The 15,526-nt window shown below is 64.1% G+C and carries 18 protein-coding genes; 12 read left to right on the forward strand and 6 right to left on the reverse strand.

Annotation, left to right across the window (positions count from 1 at the left end):
* The first annotated feature begins 46 nt into the window (after nt 1–46).
* Entirely contained in the window at nt 47–346 is a 300-nt protein-coding gene (locus tag ACRECS_RS09175) for a DUF6916 family protein (RefSeq protein WP_431582656.1), read from the forward strand.
* Here the strand turns inward: ACRECS_RS09175 and ACRECS_RS09180 are convergent.
* Genes ACRECS_RS09180 through ACRECS_RS09195 form a run of 4 tightly spaced genes read right to left on the reverse strand, consistent with a single transcriptional unit; the run spans nt 325 to nt 2,526 of the window.
* Complete coding sequence (locus ACRECS_RS09180) at nt 325–870, reverse strand: GNAT family N-acetyltransferase (RefSeq protein WP_431582657.1); 546 nt, start codon at nt 868–870, stop codon at nt 325–327. The genes ACRECS_RS09175 and ACRECS_RS09180 overlap by 22 nt on opposite strands.
* A 17-nt stretch (nt 871–887) precedes the next feature.
* Entirely contained in the window at nt 888–1,427 is a 540-nt protein-coding gene (locus tag ACRECS_RS09185) for a phage tail protein (protein ID WP_431582658.1), read from the reverse strand.
* Between the two features lie 16 nt (nt 1,428–1,443).
* Complete coding sequence (locus tag ACRECS_RS09190) at nt 1,444–1,983, reverse strand: phage tail protein (RefSeq protein ID WP_431582659.1); 540 nt, start codon at nt 1,981–1,983, stop codon at nt 1,444–1,446.
* 33 nt (nt 1,984–2,016) lie between these two features.
* Nucleotides 2,017–2,526, reverse strand: coding sequence for a phage tail protein (locus ACRECS_RS09195; protein ID WP_431582660.1), 510 nt, complete (start codon nt 2,524–2,526; stop codon nt 2,017–2,019).
* 332 nt (nt 2,527–2,858) lie between these two features.
* Here ACRECS_RS09195 and ACRECS_RS09200 point away from each other — a divergent pair, with 332 nt between their 5' ends.
* Nucleotides 2,859–3,068 carry a hypothetical protein gene (locus ACRECS_RS09200; protein ID WP_431582661.1) on the forward strand — a complete coding sequence of 70 codons (210 nt, stop codon included), beginning with the start codon at nt 2,859–2,861 and terminating at the stop codon, nt 3,066–3,068.
* A gap of 49 nt (nt 3,069–3,117) precedes the next feature.
* Here ACRECS_RS09200 and ACRECS_RS09205 read toward each other — a convergent pair whose 3' ends face one another.
* Complete coding sequence (locus tag ACRECS_RS09205; RefSeq protein WP_431582662.1) at nt 3,118–5,028, reverse strand: asparagine synthase-related protein; 1,911 nt, start codon at nt 5,026–5,028, stop codon at nt 3,118–3,120.
* A complete protein-coding gene (locus ACRECS_RS09210; RefSeq protein ID WP_431582663.1) occupies nt 5,025–6,254 on the reverse strand; it encodes a sulfotransferase in 1,230 nt (409 codons plus the stop codon). The genes ACRECS_RS09205 and ACRECS_RS09210 overlap by 4 nt, the downstream gene beginning before the upstream one ends.
* Before the next feature lie 92 nt (nt 6,255–6,346).
* On the opposite strand from ACRECS_RS09210, the gene ACRECS_RS09215 reads away from it, so the two are divergent.
* The 10 genes from ACRECS_RS09215 to ACRECS_RS09260 all read left to right on the forward strand — a co-directional run bounded on the left by ACRECS_RS09215 (nt 6,347) and on the right by ACRECS_RS09260 (nt 15,464).
* Entirely contained in the window at nt 6,347–6,946 is a 600-nt protein-coding gene (locus ACRECS_RS09215) for an aspartyl/asparaginyl beta-hydroxylase domain-containing protein (protein WP_431582664.1), read from the forward strand.
* 136 nt (nt 6,947–7,082) lie between these two features.
* The gene (locus ACRECS_RS09220; RefSeq protein ID WP_431582753.1) at nt 7,083–7,391 is read left to right on the forward strand and encodes a TrbC/VirB2 family protein; all 309 of its coding nucleotides are present in this window, start codon (nt 7,083–7,085) and stop codon (nt 7,389–7,391) included.
* A 3-nt stretch (nt 7,392–7,394) separates the two neighbouring features.
* Nucleotides 7,395–7,679 (forward strand): type IV secretion system protein VirB3, encoded by a 285-nt coding sequence (locus tag ACRECS_RS09225; RefSeq protein WP_187762918.1) that lies wholly within the window; start codon nt 7,395–7,397, stop codon nt 7,677–7,679.
* A complete protein-coding gene (locus ACRECS_RS09230; protein ID WP_431582665.1) occupies nt 7,658–10,030 on the forward strand; it encodes a VirB4 family type IV secretion/conjugal transfer ATPase in 2,373 nt (790 codons plus the stop codon). Before ACRECS_RS09225 ends, ACRECS_RS09230 begins: the two co-directional genes overlap by 22 nt.
* Entirely contained in the window at nt 10,030–11,301 is a 1,272-nt protein-coding gene (locus ACRECS_RS09235) for a type IV secretion system protein (protein WP_431582666.1), read from the forward strand. Before ACRECS_RS09230 ends, ACRECS_RS09235 begins: the two co-directional genes overlap by 1 nt.
* Complete coding sequence (locus ACRECS_RS09240; protein ID WP_431582667.1) at nt 11,298–12,125, forward strand: virB8 family protein; 828 nt, start codon at nt 11,298–11,300, stop codon at nt 12,123–12,125. Before ACRECS_RS09235 ends, ACRECS_RS09240 begins: the two co-directional genes overlap by 4 nt.
* Nucleotides 12,122–12,805, forward strand: coding sequence for a TrbG/VirB9 family P-type conjugative transfer protein (locus tag ACRECS_RS09245; RefSeq protein WP_431582668.1), 684 nt, complete (start codon nt 12,122–12,124; stop codon nt 12,803–12,805). The genes ACRECS_RS09240 and ACRECS_RS09245 overlap by 4 nt, the downstream gene beginning before the upstream one ends.
* Nucleotides 12,805–13,896 carry a TrbI/VirB10 family protein gene (locus ACRECS_RS09250; RefSeq protein ID WP_431582669.1) on the forward strand — a complete coding sequence of 364 codons (1,092 nt, stop codon included), beginning with the start codon at nt 12,805–12,807 and terminating at the stop codon, nt 13,894–13,896. The genes ACRECS_RS09245 and ACRECS_RS09250 overlap by 1 nt, the downstream gene beginning before the upstream one ends.
* On the forward strand, nt 13,893–14,888 hold the full coding sequence (gene virB11 / locus ACRECS_RS09255; protein WP_431582670.1) for a P-type DNA transfer ATPase VirB11: 996 nt from the start codon (nt 13,893–13,895) through the stop codon (nt 14,886–14,888). Before ACRECS_RS09250 ends, virB11 begins: the two co-directional genes overlap by 4 nt.
* Nucleotides 14,889–14,969: 81 nt before the next feature.
* A complete protein-coding gene (locus ACRECS_RS09260; protein ID WP_431582671.1) occupies nt 14,970–15,464 on the forward strand; it encodes a hypothetical protein in 495 nt (164 codons plus the stop codon).
* The last annotated feature ends 62 nt before the right edge of the window (nt 15,465–15,526 follow it).

Genomic DNA, 15,526 nt, shown 5'->3' on the forward strand with positions numbered 1-15,526 from the left:
TCACGGCTTGTCCTGTAAAACCGGGTGGCAAGGGGAGTGGATGACCATGGCTGACGACATGCTCGGGTGCGAAAATTTCGAGCGTCATATTGGCACGACATTCGTCATGACCGACGAAGCGGGACAAGCCACCGACCTGGTATTGACCGAAGCCTCAGCGCTGGGCTCCTCTTTGGGAGCCGGGCAGCGCGCGCAGTTTTCGGTGCTGTTCAAATCGAGCGAGGCGACCATTCGGCCGCAAGCCATTTATTTGCTCAGCCATGCCGAAATGGGCGATATGACGCTATTCCTGGTGCCGGTCGCGCAGGATAAGGCAGGCGTCAGCTATGAGGCTTGCTTTGGCTGATCGCCGCGCGGCTCATAGACCCGCTCCATTTCGAGATAGACCTCGGTCTCGCCAATCTCGGTAAAGCCGACCCGGCGATAGAGTCTCAACGCTGGGTTGAAGCGCTCGACGAAAATGCCGATCCCCCGACCCGAGGTCGCCGCCGTAGCGATCAGCGCCTCGATTATCGCCTGCCCCAGCCCCTTGCCTCGTACTTCGGGAATCAATGCGATATCGACGATCGAGATCTGGGTCTGGCGCGGCTCCAGATAGAGCCGGCCGACCGGCACGCCGTGCTGCTCGATCAGTGCGAAACGGCAGTCCATCTGCGTCTTGTAATGATGGCGCTGCGCAGTGAATTGCTGCGCCAGGAACAGGGATTTCTGCTCCGGACTCCAATCGACCTGCGCCAGTTCGTCCTCGCGAGTCGAGGCATAGAGCCGCATCGCGAACGGAACATCCGCGTCGGTTTCGGGGCGCAGCGAAAAGCCCTTGGCGACCAGCGCTGGCGGGAGCTCGAACGAAAACCCGGCGTCCGCCATCATCGATCCGCCACCACTGCCTAGTTGCGCGCGGGGAAGATGCCCTGCAACGCGATGCAGAAGTTCAAGGTGAGATAGGGCTGCATATTGTTATGTGGCTGCCCTCCCCCCCGTGGCTGAAGCGCCTCGTTGGCCAGCGCCACCGCCGGCGTCGCCACCGACGAATAGGCATTACCCGGGTTCGAGATACCGAGTTGCGCGCCGCTATTTGGGGTCGGCACATTCTGGGCCGGATTGGCCGGGTTGAGCGTCGCAGCGTTGAGCACATGATCATGTGCGGGAATCTCGCTGATCAACAACGTGACATTATCCACGCCACTCTCTTCACCAAGGACATAGTCGCTCAGGCCCGGCCCCTGCCCCGGGGCCATGGGCGAGCGGCCCTGAAGATTGGGCAGTGCAAATGTTGTCTGCCCATTGCCACCATAGGTGGTGCCGAGCAGCGAGAACAATGCGGTGTTCTGCGAAATCGGCAGAATTTGACCCGCACAGAACGCCCAGCCTCTTGGCGGGAAGTTGAAACCGAAGATCCGAATCTCGGCTACAAATGGAGAAGACATCGTCCGAGGCTCCTGATTACTGCGAGGGGAAGACGCCGAACAGCGAAATGATGAACGATATGTTCAACGCCGGCATCCGGTTCTCATGTGCCTGGCTCCCGCCGATCGGCGAGATGCTCGTCGCGGCCATCGGCGCCTGGACCAACGCGCTTGTCCCCGGCGTGACATAGAATGAATATTGGGTTGCGGTCGGATTGACCACGCCAGGCAATGCGCCGGCGGGCGAAGGCAGTGTCGCGGCGGCGGTCGACGCGACCAGCGTATGGTTGTGCGCCGGCAGCTGGTTGATGGTCAGCGTGACCTCTTCGCTGCCGGCCTTTTCGCCAATGACGCGAGACGTAAGGCCTGGGCCCGATCCCTGATGCACCGGCACCCGGCCACGCAAATCAGGCAGTGCGAAGGTAGTCACGCCGTCCCCGCCATAAGTGGTACCGATCAGCTGGAACAGTGCCGGATTCTCGGCGATGGCCAGCAGTCGGCCATCGCAGAATGCCCAGCCCAGAGGCTGGAAATTGCCCCCGAACATCCGAATTTCGCCGATAAAAGGTTGCGACATAAAATTCTCCGTGCCGATTGGCCGAACGCTGGATCAGTTGCGCGAGGGGAAGAGACCCTGCAGCGCCATGACGAAGTTGATGACCAGATAGGGCTGCATATTATTATGCGCCTGGCTCCCGCCGCGAATGCCGACCGATGCGGACGCCAGCGGGATCGGGTTGGTGACCGGTGAGTAGAATTGCACATCGTTCCGCGAATCGGCCGCCAGCGTGTTGCCGTTCGCGGGGCGCTTGTCGCCGACTGCCGAGGTGCCGTTTAACTGATGGTCATGCTCCGGTATCTCGGTGATGAGCAGCGTATGATTTTCCTCGCCCGCCCGCTGGCCCAAGACTAAGCTGCCGCTGAAGCTGTTCGGCGTTCGCCCTCGTAAGTCAGGGAGCGCGAATGTCGTCGTGCCATTGCCGCCATAGGTGGTGCCGAGCAGCGAGAACAGCGCCTGATTCTGAGCGATCGACAGGATCTGGCCATTGCACAGCGCCCAGCCCCGTGGTGCGAAGTTGAAAGCGCACAGCTTAATTTCACCGAGATAAGGAGTGCTCATGGCAGCCTCTCAAGCTTCGATCGGGGAAAGAAGCCATCTGTCAGCCACCCGCCCCCAAGTGTTGAAATGCTTGGATGGATCGTTTTGCGACAGGACACAACAGCATTTTTTTGGGATCAGTGCAGCATAAGGGTATGACGATCAACTAAGTCATGGAAAGAACACGCCGATTGCGATTCTCGGTCCGTATGAGGACTAACGCCGATCGCATTGCCTGTACCTCATCCCCAAAGATCTGATCATCAAGCGACCATGTTGCACGGCGCACTCTATTCTGCCATCCTGAGAGGAAGGGATAATTGGCGTACCGCGCCTTTGGGAGCATTGGGGGCATGAAGGCGATCAATTTCGAGGCCGCATCGTCGGCCGGCATGGGAACTGGGGCCGAAACGACGTTGCCGGATGGCTCGGCCCATGGCGCGCGCAAGACATGGACGACGCCGATGGTGATCGTCGCATCGCAGGCGCATCACACCAACGCCAATGTGAATCACGGCACTGACGGCTCCGATCCCGGTGGATATGGCCCCTACGGCTCTTAACTTATCCCAGTAAACGCCCCCCGGCTTAACGGCCGATGCGGCGCAGCATTTAGCGATTATCCTTGTCGAACCAGGCAATGAATCTGGCCAGGGCGATAACGCGCGTTGCGACCTGCAACCGACGATGATCCGCCGGCACGCTTTCGTCCGGGCTCGCGATCATGCTCTTCAGGCGGTCGAAGTCGATATAGCGTGACAACCGGCCCTCATTATCCATCTGCTGTGCTTCGGCCAGCGCTTGCGGCGCGCAGTCTCGCGCTTGGCGGAACATGTCCGGATCTTCCGCATCATTGCCAGGCCCGCTGGCCAGCAGGCGTTGCGGCAGAATATCCTCCAACGCGCGGCGCGCGAGATAGCGTTCAAGACCGCCACGAAACTGCAGAGTCTCCGGAATCGCCAATCCGAGCTCGACGACGCGACGGTCGTGGTAGGGCCGGCTGAATTCGAGACCTTCCGCAGCCGCAAGCGTCGGCTGCACTGGCATCATCATCGCCGCCTTGTTCAGCAGATTGACCCATCGTCCGTGCCAGCGGTCATGAACCGAACGAGCCGTGCGCAACCGTGCCGGATCGACGGCACCTCGCGCAAACATCGATCGGGCAAAGCCCTCATTCACCGGCCGCGTGCGCCATAGCGGCCTCCCCTTTCGCGAGACAGACTGGATTGCGGCGGACAGCCGCAGCGGCATCAACGCAGGCGCCACATCCTCGCGCCATATCCGCCAGATCGAGCGTCCAGTCGCCCGTCTTCGTGCCCCAAACTCTCGCAGAAAGCCGACAATGCGCCCTCGGATCAGCATCCGCCCAAGCATCGCCCCCGCACGCACGTTGAGAGTATAGTCGCCCCCCATCCCGTCCAGCACCAACCGCGCACCCGACTCCCCTGCGAGCCGGTACAGGCCGCGCCGGACATAGGAGGTACCGACGCTGTCATCGGTGGTCGCGAACGACGTCTCCAGATCGCTGAAGACGTTCTCATGATGTCGCACATAATAATGCAGGTCGATAAACGGGTATTGGCGAAATGCCTCAGCCGAGGCACGCGCATCACGAACCGCGCGGCGCTCACCCTCGTCGAGCGCCGAACAAACGGCGACGATCCTGCGCTCCTGCGCCACCATGATCGGCCCCGCCAGGGCAGCGATTCCGCCGCTATCGAACCCGCCGCTGAACAATAATGCGGGAGGCCGCGTCAGCCGTCGCAGGCGACAGGCGACCGCCTCGGTCAATATTCTCCGGAAAGCGTCGACATAATAGGCCTCGTCCCGTCCCAAATGCTCGGGCGCGGCCTGCGGCTGCCAATAACGATGCGTCGAAAGCACGCCATCGGCGTTCAACCGCAGGGTCGTCCCCCCGGGGAGATTGGTGATCGCATCGTACAAGGTCGCCCCTTGTGGGAGATCGACAGGAAACAGCAGCCGGCGGCCGATCGCCTCTTCCGACAGGCGACGCGGCACGCCTTCCACGGCCCATAGCGCCTTGGTCTCGCTGGCAAAGGCGAAGAAACCGTCGCCGTGATGATAGAAAAGGCCGCGCTGGCCCATATGGTCGCGCGCAGCCATGAGCGTGCGCGTCGCACCGTCCCAGATCGCGAAGGTGAAATCGCCGAGGAGATGATCGACGCACGCCTCTCCCCAATGGCGATACGCGGCGAGCAGCACTGCGCTGTCCGGCATGTCGCCCAGCGCCGCGCCATCGATGCCGAGCGCCGATGCCAGCGCTTCACGATTATCCAGCCTGATGTCCGCGACCAGCGTGACGCCGCCGGCGCGGATCGGCTGTGCCTCGTACCAGTCCTCCTGCGTGACACGCATCAGACAATGCCCCATGCCAACGCCATCATGGACCGCGATATGACGGCCATCGGGACCGCGATGCGCCAGCATATTGGCCATGCGCCCGATCTCGCGTTCCGACACCGGCGCGCCATCGGTCCGGACGACGCCGAAGATCGCGCTCATCGGGAGCCCGAGGTCACGCCTTGCGCGAGGCGCAGTTCTTCGAGTCGGCGATAGGGCTCAGCCAGATGCTCCGCCGCCGCGGCGCGAACGGCCGGCGTCGCCGCTTGCTGCTTGCGCTCGGTATCGCGGCTGAATGCCTGCATCGGCATTTTGGCATCTTTCCCACCAGCCGCACGCAACGCCGCGCGTGCGTCGTCATCGGGATCGATCCCGAAATGGGGCAGGATCTGCGCCTCCACCGCCCCCGGCAGCGCGTCATAGTTGATCAGCAGCCCGCCACCGAGCGACTGATGCTCGATTACCGCGTCCGAAATGCTGCGCAGCACGCGCGCGGTATATTCCTCGACCGGCATATTCTGGCCATCAATGATTCCGAATGTGTTGAGGGACGCCCCGGCGACGGTCTGAATGCCTCTCATGCGCATATGCGACACGAGAATCTCCACCGGGTCGCGGTAGAGGAAGACCCATGGCGTATCAGGAAAGGCGCGCCGCAACAGCGGCAATTCCAGCGTGTGCCAGCAGTCGAGCTTGACGACGTAATGCCGGGCCTCGCCGGTACGGTCGCGGCCAAGCGCCCCGACCATCGCGCGCACTATATTGACGCGAATCTCGACCGGCACATCAGCGCGCAGGCGAGCCCATTGGATCACGTCGTCGAGCGGTGACGGTTCCGATGCTACGACAGTGTCGTCCATCGCTGCCAGCATCTGCGCGACCAGCGTCGAGCCGCAGCGCGACAGGTGGAAGACGAACCCGTTCGGGACCGGCAGGCCCTCCGTCGGCGCCCCTTGCGCGAAATTGGACAGCGGGGTGCGATAGCGCATCAGCCGGTTGATCGGCAGGGGCCGCGCTTGGATCAGTGAGTCCATGAAGAACGGGCCAGTAAGGCGCCGGCCGGCAAAATGCACCCAATCCACCACCATCTCCGGGCCGGCTGCGACCATTGCCGAGGGCAGCCATTGCGGATCGGGCCAGTCAAGGCCGCGCGGCGGCATCTCGTCGAACCGGTCCATCCCGGCCGGATCGGGCTTCACGGCACCACGGACGTCAGCGATCGACAGTGCAATGCCCTGCGCCATCGCCACATCGACAACCGCAGCGGCAAAGAGGTTGTCGTCGTAGATCGGGGCGAGGCGCTGCAGCAACGCCGGGTCGCGCATGGCATGATTGCGGAACTGATCGAGCAACGCGTTCACATCACGAATTTCGGTACCGATTGTCATGGATCGTGAACGCCGTCTTTCCAACCACCCCCGCGGCCGATAGTCTGACCGGATATCGGGGCGTCGACCCCGGTCAGGGGTGCTCGCCTATCATGCTCATTGTGCCGCAACAATCCGCGCCGACCTATGCCGACCGGTTGCGGCTACCGCTGTCGTTCGATCCGGTGCGGCTGCGCGAGGATCTCGAGCGGCTCGAACGCGATGCGTGGACCAGCCATTACGTACCGCAGAATTACGAAGGCGACTGGAGCGTCCTGCCGCTGCGTTTCGCCAAGGGCGCGACACATCCGATCAAGATGATCTATGCCGACCCGACCGCGACGGAATTCATTGACGGCCCCTATCTCGCCGCGTCGCCCTATCTGGCCGAAGTACTGGCGGCGTTCGACTGTCCGATGCACGCAGCGCGGTTGATGCGGCTGACTCCGGGATCGGTGATCAAGGAACATCATGATCATGATCTTGCCGCCGACTGGGGCAAGGCACGGATTCACGTCCCGATCACCACCAATCCCGGCGTCGAATTCATGCTTAACGACGTGCCTGTCGTCATGCTTCCGGGCAGCGCCTGGTATCTGCGACTGTCCGATCCACACCGCGTCGCCAATCGCGGCACCGAGGACCGCGTCCATCTCGTCATCGATTGCGAGATAAATGGCTGGCTCGAACGCATGTTGCGCGCCGCCGCCTGAGCGCTTGTACCGGGCTGATCGCGCCGCTACGCAAAACCCAACGGGGATTGGCAAGCGGCGGGCAAACGCGCAATGTCCGGATCGATTCTGGTGACGGCAGGCCGGGTGGGGTAATCGCGTGAAGTTTCAACGTAAAATGGCGTCAATCTGGCTGGCGAGCATCGCCGCCGCGGTTCAATCGAGCGCCGCCATGGCGCAGGATTCGCTTACCGATCCGGCGGGCTCCGGCGTATTGGTATCGGCGGTGCAGTGGATGCAGGGCACCCTGCTCGGCACGGTCGCGACCGTGGTTGCGGTGATCGCGGTCGCCGTGGTCGGCTTCATGATGCTGACCGGTCGGATCAACTGGCGTTACGGTGCGACGGTGATTCTCGGCTGTTTCATTCTGTTCGGCGCGGCAAGCATCGTTGCGGGCATTCAGTCCACCGCCAGCCTCGGGAATTGAGTGATGAACGGGCTGGAACGCGATACGGTGTTCGTCGCCCTCACCCGGCCGCAGATGTTCGCCGGAGTCACCTATAGTTATTTCGTGGTCAATGCGGTCGTCGCGACCGAATTGTTCCTGATCTTCCATTCGATCTGGGTGCTGGCGGTAGCGCTGGTCGTCCATGTCGCGGGTGTGCTGCTGTGCCTGCGCGAACCCCGCATCTTCGACCTCTGGCTGACCCGCGTGTCACGCTGCCCGCGCGTCCGCAACCATGCGATCTGGCGATGCAACTCCTACCGCCCCTGAGCCAGGACCGGAAGGCGGCAGCGCGAGAGAAACCGGCCGGCCATCACCTCCCTTATGCGCGGCATGTCGACGATCATACGATCGCGACGCGCGACGGGATGCTGATGCAGGTAATCCATCTGCGCGGCCTGTTGTTCGAAACCGCCGACACCGAAGAAATCAATTATCGCAAGACGCTGCGCGACGCGATGCTACAGGCGATCGGGTCATCGCGCTTCGCACTCAACCATCATGTCGTGCGCCGCCGGGTCGAGACCGACCTGAGCGCTGAATTCCCCGACCCTTTTTCCGAACAGCTCGACGCCGCCTGGCGTGCCCGGCTGTCGGCCAAGCAGCTCTATGTCAACGAATTGTTCCTGACCCTGATCCGACGACCGCTGCAGGGCCGGGTCGGGATCGCGGATCGGGTGCGCGGGCTGCTCGGTCGGACGGTCACCTCGGCGGACGATGAATCAATCCATGAGGTGCGTCAGCTAGACGCCGCGCGTGACGCGCTGCTCGCCCAGCTCGGCAGCTACGCCCCGCGTCTGCTCGGCGTCTACGATACACCGCAAGGCCCCTGCTCCGAACCACTCGAATTCCTCTCCTCGCTATACAATGGCGAGACGCGGCCGGTGCTGCTGCCGATGCAGGATGCGGGCGATTATCTGCCCTATCGCCGCATCAGCTTCGGCCAGGACACGATCGAGCTGGCCCCGGCCGGTGCGACGCCGCGCAGCTTTGTCGGCATGGTGTCGATCAAGGATTATCCCGGCCAGACCGCGCCCGGCATGCTCGACGAATTGCTGCGCCTGCCGTTCGAACTGACCGTGTCGCAATCCTTCGGCTTCGTCGATCGCCAGTCGGCGCTCGGCAGGATGAACCTGGCAATCCGGCGGATGAAATCGGCCGAGGACGAGGCGGTCAGCCTGCGCGCCGAGCTGTCCAGCGCCAAGGACGAGGTCGCCGCCGGCCGTGCCGGCTATGGCGAGCACCACATGACCGTCGCGGTGCGCGGCAGCACCCCGGCCGAGGTCGATAATGGCGTCGCCGAAGTGCAGGCGTCGCTTGCTGACCTCGGTATCATCGCGGTACGCGAGGAGATTGCGCTCGAACCCGCTTTCTGGGCGCAATTCCCGGGCAACTTCAAATATATCGCGCGGCGCGGCCTGGTTTCGACCGGCAATTTCGCCGGATTGGCGAGCAGCCATAACTTCCCGCTCGGGCGCGCGCAGGGCAATCACTGGGGCGATGCGGTGACATTGCTCGAAACGACTGCCGCCGGTCCCTATCATTTCAATTTCCACCAGGGCGATCTGGGCAATTTCACCGTCATCGGCCCGTCCGGCTCGGGCAAGACGGTTGTGCTCAACTTCCTGCTGGCACAGGCGCGGAAGTTTCGCCCGCGAATCATTTTCTTCGACAAGGATCGCGGCGCGGAGCTGTTCATCCGGGCGATCGGCGGGCGCTACGATCTGCTACGGCCCGGCACCGCGTCGGGGCTCAACCCGCTGCAGATCGACGACAATCCGGGCAACCGGCAATTCCTGATCGACTGGGTCGCGATGCTGGTCGGCGGCGCGGACATTGACGATGTCGCCAAGATTAAGGACGCGATCGATGCCAATTTCGCGCAACCGATCGAACATCGCCGGCTGCGCCACCTCGCCGAGCTGTTCCGCGGCGGGCACCGTCCGCATGCCGCCGACCTGTGGGCGCGGCTACGGCCCTGGTGGGGCGACGGCGAACGCGCCTGGTTGTTCGACAACGAGCGCGACCTGACCGACCTGTCGGCGGAAGCGGTCGGTTTCGACATGACCGCGATCCTTGACGATCCTACGGTCCGTACTCCGGCGATGATGTACCTGTTCCACCGCGTCGAGGAGCGGCTCGACGGTACGGCGGCGATCATCGTGGTCGACGAAGGGTGGAAGGCGCTCGACGACGAGGTATTCGTGCGCCGTATCAAGGATTGGGAAAAGACCATCCGCAAACGCAACGGGATCGTCGGTTTCGCAACCCAGAGCGCGCAGGACGCGCTGGAGAGCAAGATCGCCAGTGCAATCATCGAGCAGGCCGCGACACAGATCTTCATGACCAACCCGAAGGCGCGGGCGGCGGATTATATCGAGGGTTTCGGCCTGACGCCGCACGAATATGAGCTGGTTCGATCGCTGCCCGACGATGCCCATTGCTTCCTGGTCAAGCATGGTACCGACAGTGTGGTGGCGCGGCTCAACCTGACCGGCGAGCGCGACCTGCTGACCATCTTGTCGGGGCGCGAGCGGACCGTCCGGCTGCTCGACGAGATCCGCGAGGCGAGCGGCGATGATCCGGTCGACTGGATTCCCCAATTGCTTGAGCGCGCCTGATGGCCTGCCCGTCAATCAACTCCGGCGGCGCGTTCCTTTCGGGCGTGCTCAACTATGTCGACTGCCAGGCGCAGGCGGTCGGCCAGAGCGGCTATCAGGCGCTGGCGACACCCGGATCGGGCGTCTCGCTGCTGCTCACCGGGGTCTTGACGATCTTCATCGCGATGTTCGGCTATCGACTAATCCTGGGACAAACGCCCGATGCGCGCGACGGCGTGACCGCTATGGTCAAGATCGGCATCGTGCTGGTCCTGGCGACAAGCTGGCCGGCGTTCCGCACTTTGGCCTATGATGTCGCGATGCACGGCCCGGCGCAGCTGGCTGCCAGTATCGGCCAGCCCGCCGGCCTGCCCGGATCCGATGGCGGCCTGGTCAGCCGGTTGCAAGGCGTCGACAACAACATCGCTGCGCTGATCGCGATGGGCACCGGCAAGCCGGACGATGCCGATATCATCGCCGGCCCGACCCAGACATTGACTCCGCAACAGCAGCAGCAGGAGCAGCAACGCCTGCAGCGCAGCCTGCAGCGCCCGCGCTGGGACCCGGCCAAGGATAATGACCGGCTGAACCAGGCTCGCACGCTCTATTTGACCGGCGCGATCGCCGCCTTCGCATCGGTGCGGCTGGTCGCCGGCCTGTTGCTTGCCCTGGGGCCGTTGTTCGCCTTGTTCCTGCTGTTCGACGCGACCCGCGGCCTGTTCGAGGGCTGGGTGCGTGCGCTCGCCGGTGCCGCGCTCGGCGCACTGTCTACCGCGATCATCCTGGGGATCGAACTGGCGCTGATCGAGCCATGGCTGGCCAATGTCCTGGCCCAGCGCAATTTCGATATCTCGACCCCCGCAGCACCAGTCGAGCTGCTGGTGATGACATTGGTGTTCGGGCTGACACTGCTGGCCGCGCTGATCGCGGTGGCGCGTGTCGCACATGGATTCCGTATTCCCGATAGCTGGCGCCTGACGCCTGCTCGGCTGGCCGATGCAATGGGCGGGCTGGATGGAGGCCGCGCATTCGTGTCGCCGGCCGGCCGCTCGACTCCCGCCGACGAGCCGCGTTCGCGCGCGATCGCGATTGCCGATGCGGTCGCCGCGAGCCAGCGGCGCGAGAGCGCCGGATCGCCGCCGCCGGTGACGCAGATCGGCGCACGGATGGGCAGCCAGGCGGTGTCACGCGATATTCCGGTGGCGGGGGCGACCCCACTCGGTCAAAGCTATCGCCGCCGCACCAAGGGGCGCGTATCGGCGGGGGCCGCGCGGCGGGACGGGAACAAATGAACAAGACCACCAAGATACCGCGCGAAGGCTATTACAAGGCTGCGGAAAGCTGGGCCAACGACCAGCAGGAAGCGTTGCGCGCATCGCGCAAGGTCGCCTGGATTGTCGCCTCCGTCGCCGCTGCGGTCGCACTGGTCGAAGGGATCGCGCTGATCGTGCTGATGCCGCTCAAGACCGTCGTTCCCTATACCCTGCTGGTCGATCGCAGCACCGGCTTTGTCGAGGCCTTGAAGCCGCTCGACGCAGCGACGATCGCACCGGACAAAGCGCTGACTCAGTCATTCCTGGTGCAATATGTCATTGCGCGTGAAAGCTTCGACATCGACGCGCTGCAGGCCAATTACCGCAAGGCGTCGCTATGGTCCGCCGAACCTGCGCGGTCGGAATATGTCTCGAGCGTGCAGGTCGCCAATCCCGACAGCCCGCTGGCGCGCCTGCCGCGCTCGACCGTCATCTCGACCCGGGTGAAGAGCATTTCCCCGCTTGGCGGCAACTCGGCCCTGGTCCGGTTCGAAACCCAGCGGCGCGACGCCGGCCGCCAGCCGTCGCCGCCTCAGGCCTGGGTATCAATCATCCGCTATCGCTTCTCCGGCGAACCGATGCAGCGCGAGGACCGTTTCGTGAATCCACTTGGGTTCCAGGTCCTGCGCTATCGCCGCGATGCGGAATCGCCGCCTCCACCCGATCCGGCGATACCGGTTGCCGGCGACGATCCCCAGGACATCGCGCCTGCGGCGAACACGGCGCAAGGTTCTGCCCCAGCGCCTGTGCCCCAATCCATTCAGCGGAACGGACGCCAGCAAGGTATCGAGATCGTCCCTTGAGGTTGATCCTGCTCCTCTCCCTGCTCGTCGCGCCGCTTGCCGCGCATGCACAGATACGCCCCGTTCCCGGCGCAGGTGATCCGCGCATCCAAACTGTCGCCTATGATGCCGCCCAGGTCGTCTCGCTGCAGGTCGCGAGCGGCTATCAACTGACCGTCGAACTCGGCGCCGGCGAGCGGATCGAAAATGTCGCGATCGGTGACAGCAGTGCGTGGCAGGTCGCCCCCAACAAACGCGGCGACCATCTGTTCATCAAGGCGCTGCAGAATGGTGTGGCGACCAACATGACGGTAGTCACCGACGCGCGCAGCTATAATTTCGAATTGATGCCGCTCTATGGGCCGCTGCCGGACATGGCCTTCACTGTGCGCTTCACCTATCCCGCACCCGCCGTTGCTACGGTCGTCAAACCGGCGACCGAGCCGGGCCGCTACAAGCTGAGCGGCGCGCGCGATATCTGGCCCGCCACGATCGATGACGATGGCGAGAAGACCTTTCTCACCTGGCCCGCCGACCGCGCCTTGCCCGCGGTCTTCGCGATCGATTCGAGGAAGAACGAAACCTTGCTCGACGGCGCAATGCGCGACGGCGAATATGTCATCGACAGCGTACAGCAGAAACTGGTCTTCCGCTTCGACAAGAAGATCGCCCGTGCCGTGCGGGTCAAGGCGAAGAAGTGATGGCAAGCAGCTCCTCAGCGGGAGATCCCCGCGTCGCCGGCAATCGCGAGGCCGATGTGCGACCAATCGTCGCCATGCCATCGTCCGGCCTCCCCTTATGGGTGATCGTCGCCGGCATCGTGATCGCCGGGATCATATTGTTCACCGTCCTTGACGGCCGCCGCCGCTCGCTCTCCGCACCCGCGACGAAGGCACGCGCATCGGATCTGTCGGGGGGTGCCGCCATGCAACCGGCGCCGCTTTATGTCCCGCCGGCCCCGGCTCCGGTCGTGATCCAGCCAGTGGCGCCGCCGACGCTACCGCCGGCCCGCATCACGCCAACGCAGCCGCGCATCGTCTATGTGCCGCAGCCCGGTCCGCCGATGCCGCAGCAAATGCCGATGCCGCCGGCGCCGCCGGCCGCACGCGGCGCCGCAGACCCAGTCCTGATCGTCGATCTCGGCACGGCCGAACCCGCCGCACCGCCCGCCGATGCCGCCGCCAGTGCCAGCGCGATTGCCGGCGCAGGGGTGCGCGCCGGATATATGCGCAATCGTGCAACCACCGTGCCGCAGGGCGCGCTGATCCCGGCAGTGCTTGAAACCGCGCTCAATTCGACCCGCCCGGGGCTTGCCCGCGCGCTGGTGCAGACCGATGTGCGCGGCTTCGACGGGAGCAAGGTGCTGATCCAGCGCGGCAGCCGCCTGATCGGCGAATACAAGGCCGACCTGCAGCCCGGGCAGAATCGCGCGCTGGTCATGTGGACCCGGCTGGTCCGGCCCGACGGGGTGACGATCGCGCTCAATTCGCCAGCCGCCGATCCGCTCGGCCAGGTCGGCATCAAGGGCAAGGTCAACAGCCATTTCCTCGCGCGCTTCGGCGCCGCGATCCTGCAATCGGCGCTCGACGTGGGGGTCAATGTCGCGTCGCGGTCTATCGGCGGCAGGAATTCCGCCGTCGTCGTCGCCCTGCCCGGCGCGCTGCAGAACAGTACCGCGCCGCTGACCAACACCGCGCAGATTCAGCCCACCCTGACCGTCAAGCAGGGCACGGCGATCGGCGTGTTCGTCGCGCGCGACCTGGACTTCACGGGTGTCGAGGGCCGGCGGTGAGCGCAGCCGTCGCCAGTGACCGGCCGCTCTATCTGCACAGCTACCTCGCGCCGCTCGCCGACCATCTGAACCGCCCCGACATCACCGACATCTATGTCAATCGTCCGGGCGAAGTGTGGATCGAGAGCATCACCGGGGCGATCGAACGCCATGACGCGCCCGGCCTGGACGAAGCGACGCTGGCACGACTGGCGCGTCAGATCGCGGCGCTGTCCAATCAGGGGATCAGCCGCGAGCATCCCCTGCTCTCTGCATCCCTGCCCGATGGCGCGCGCGTGCAGATCGTCATTCCGCCGGCGACCCGGTCGGGCATGGCGTTGGCGATCCGCAAGCATGTCTCGCCCGACCTGACGCTCGACGATTATGTCACGACCGGTGCGTTCGCCGATACCAGGCGCGGCGACCTGTCGGCACGCAGCGAGGTCGACGAGAAACTGGCCGCGCTACTCGACGCACGCGACATCGCGGCGATGCTGTCGCTGGCGGTACAGTCGCGCAAGAACATCCTGGTGTCCGGCGGCACCTCGACCGGCAAGACCACCTTCCTCAACGCACTGCTGCGCGAGATTCCGGCCGAAGAGCGGCTGATCCTGATCGAGGATACGCCCGAGCTCAATCTGCGCCATACCAATGCCGTCGGCCTGCTCGCGGCGCGTGGCGCGCTGGGCGAGGCGCGGGTGACCGCCGACGACCTGCTTGCGGCATCGCTGCGTATGCGCCCCGACCGGATCATCGTCGGCGAATTGCGCGGGAATGAGGCCTATACCTTTCTGCGCGCGGTCAACACCGGCCATCCCGGATCTATGACTACCGTCCATGCCGACAGTACCGAGCGTGCGATCGAACAGATCACGCTGCTGGTGCTGCAGACCGGCACGCAACTGGGCCGCGAAGACGTGCACCATTATGTCCGCAGCACGGTCGATGTGTTCGTACAACTCGCGCGCAGCAGCGGCCGCCGCCATATCGCGGAAGTCATGCTCGCCCGATAGACCCCAATAGGATATAGTTGTAACCATATCGATCTGTCGTTACGCTGCCGGTTCAGCTATTGCGTGACATTGGGGGCAAACATGTCGAACGAAACTGATCTTACTGTATCGTCGGTGGAAAAGCTCGCAGCAAAGGCGGTCGATCGTCGTAAGGTTGTCGCGGGCATCGCGGCCGTGCCGATCGTGACCTCCGGAATTGGCGGCATCGCCGCGCCCGCAATGGCCGCGACGATCGCCCCCTCGGATGCGCGCATCAACACATTCAAGGGGCGTTATGCGCTCGGCAGTGGCAAGATCATCGAGGGCTATTTCGCGCAGCCGCGCGGCAAGACCAATCTCAACGTCGTGCTGGTCATGCCCAAGGGCGACACGCTCGATGCCGAGACCGAGAATGAAGTGCGCCGCCATGCGCTGGCCGGCTACCTTGCCGTTGCGCCCGATCTCAGGGCGACCAGTGGCGCCCTGTCGCTGGCGGGCCGTGATGCAATGATCGCCGACATGATGACGGCATTACCCGGCCTGAAGAAGATGGCGCACGGTAATGGTCATCTCCGGGTGGTTGGCACCGAGGGCTAAGAGCTCTTTCGCACGCATTGGTATTAACGATCGCCGCTGCTCTCGCTCCCTGTCGGGAGCGG

It is taken from the genome of Sphingomonas sp., from assembly GCF_050725575.1.
GTDB lineage: Bacteria > Pseudomonadota > Alphaproteobacteria > Sphingomonadales > Sphingomonadaceae > Sphingomonas.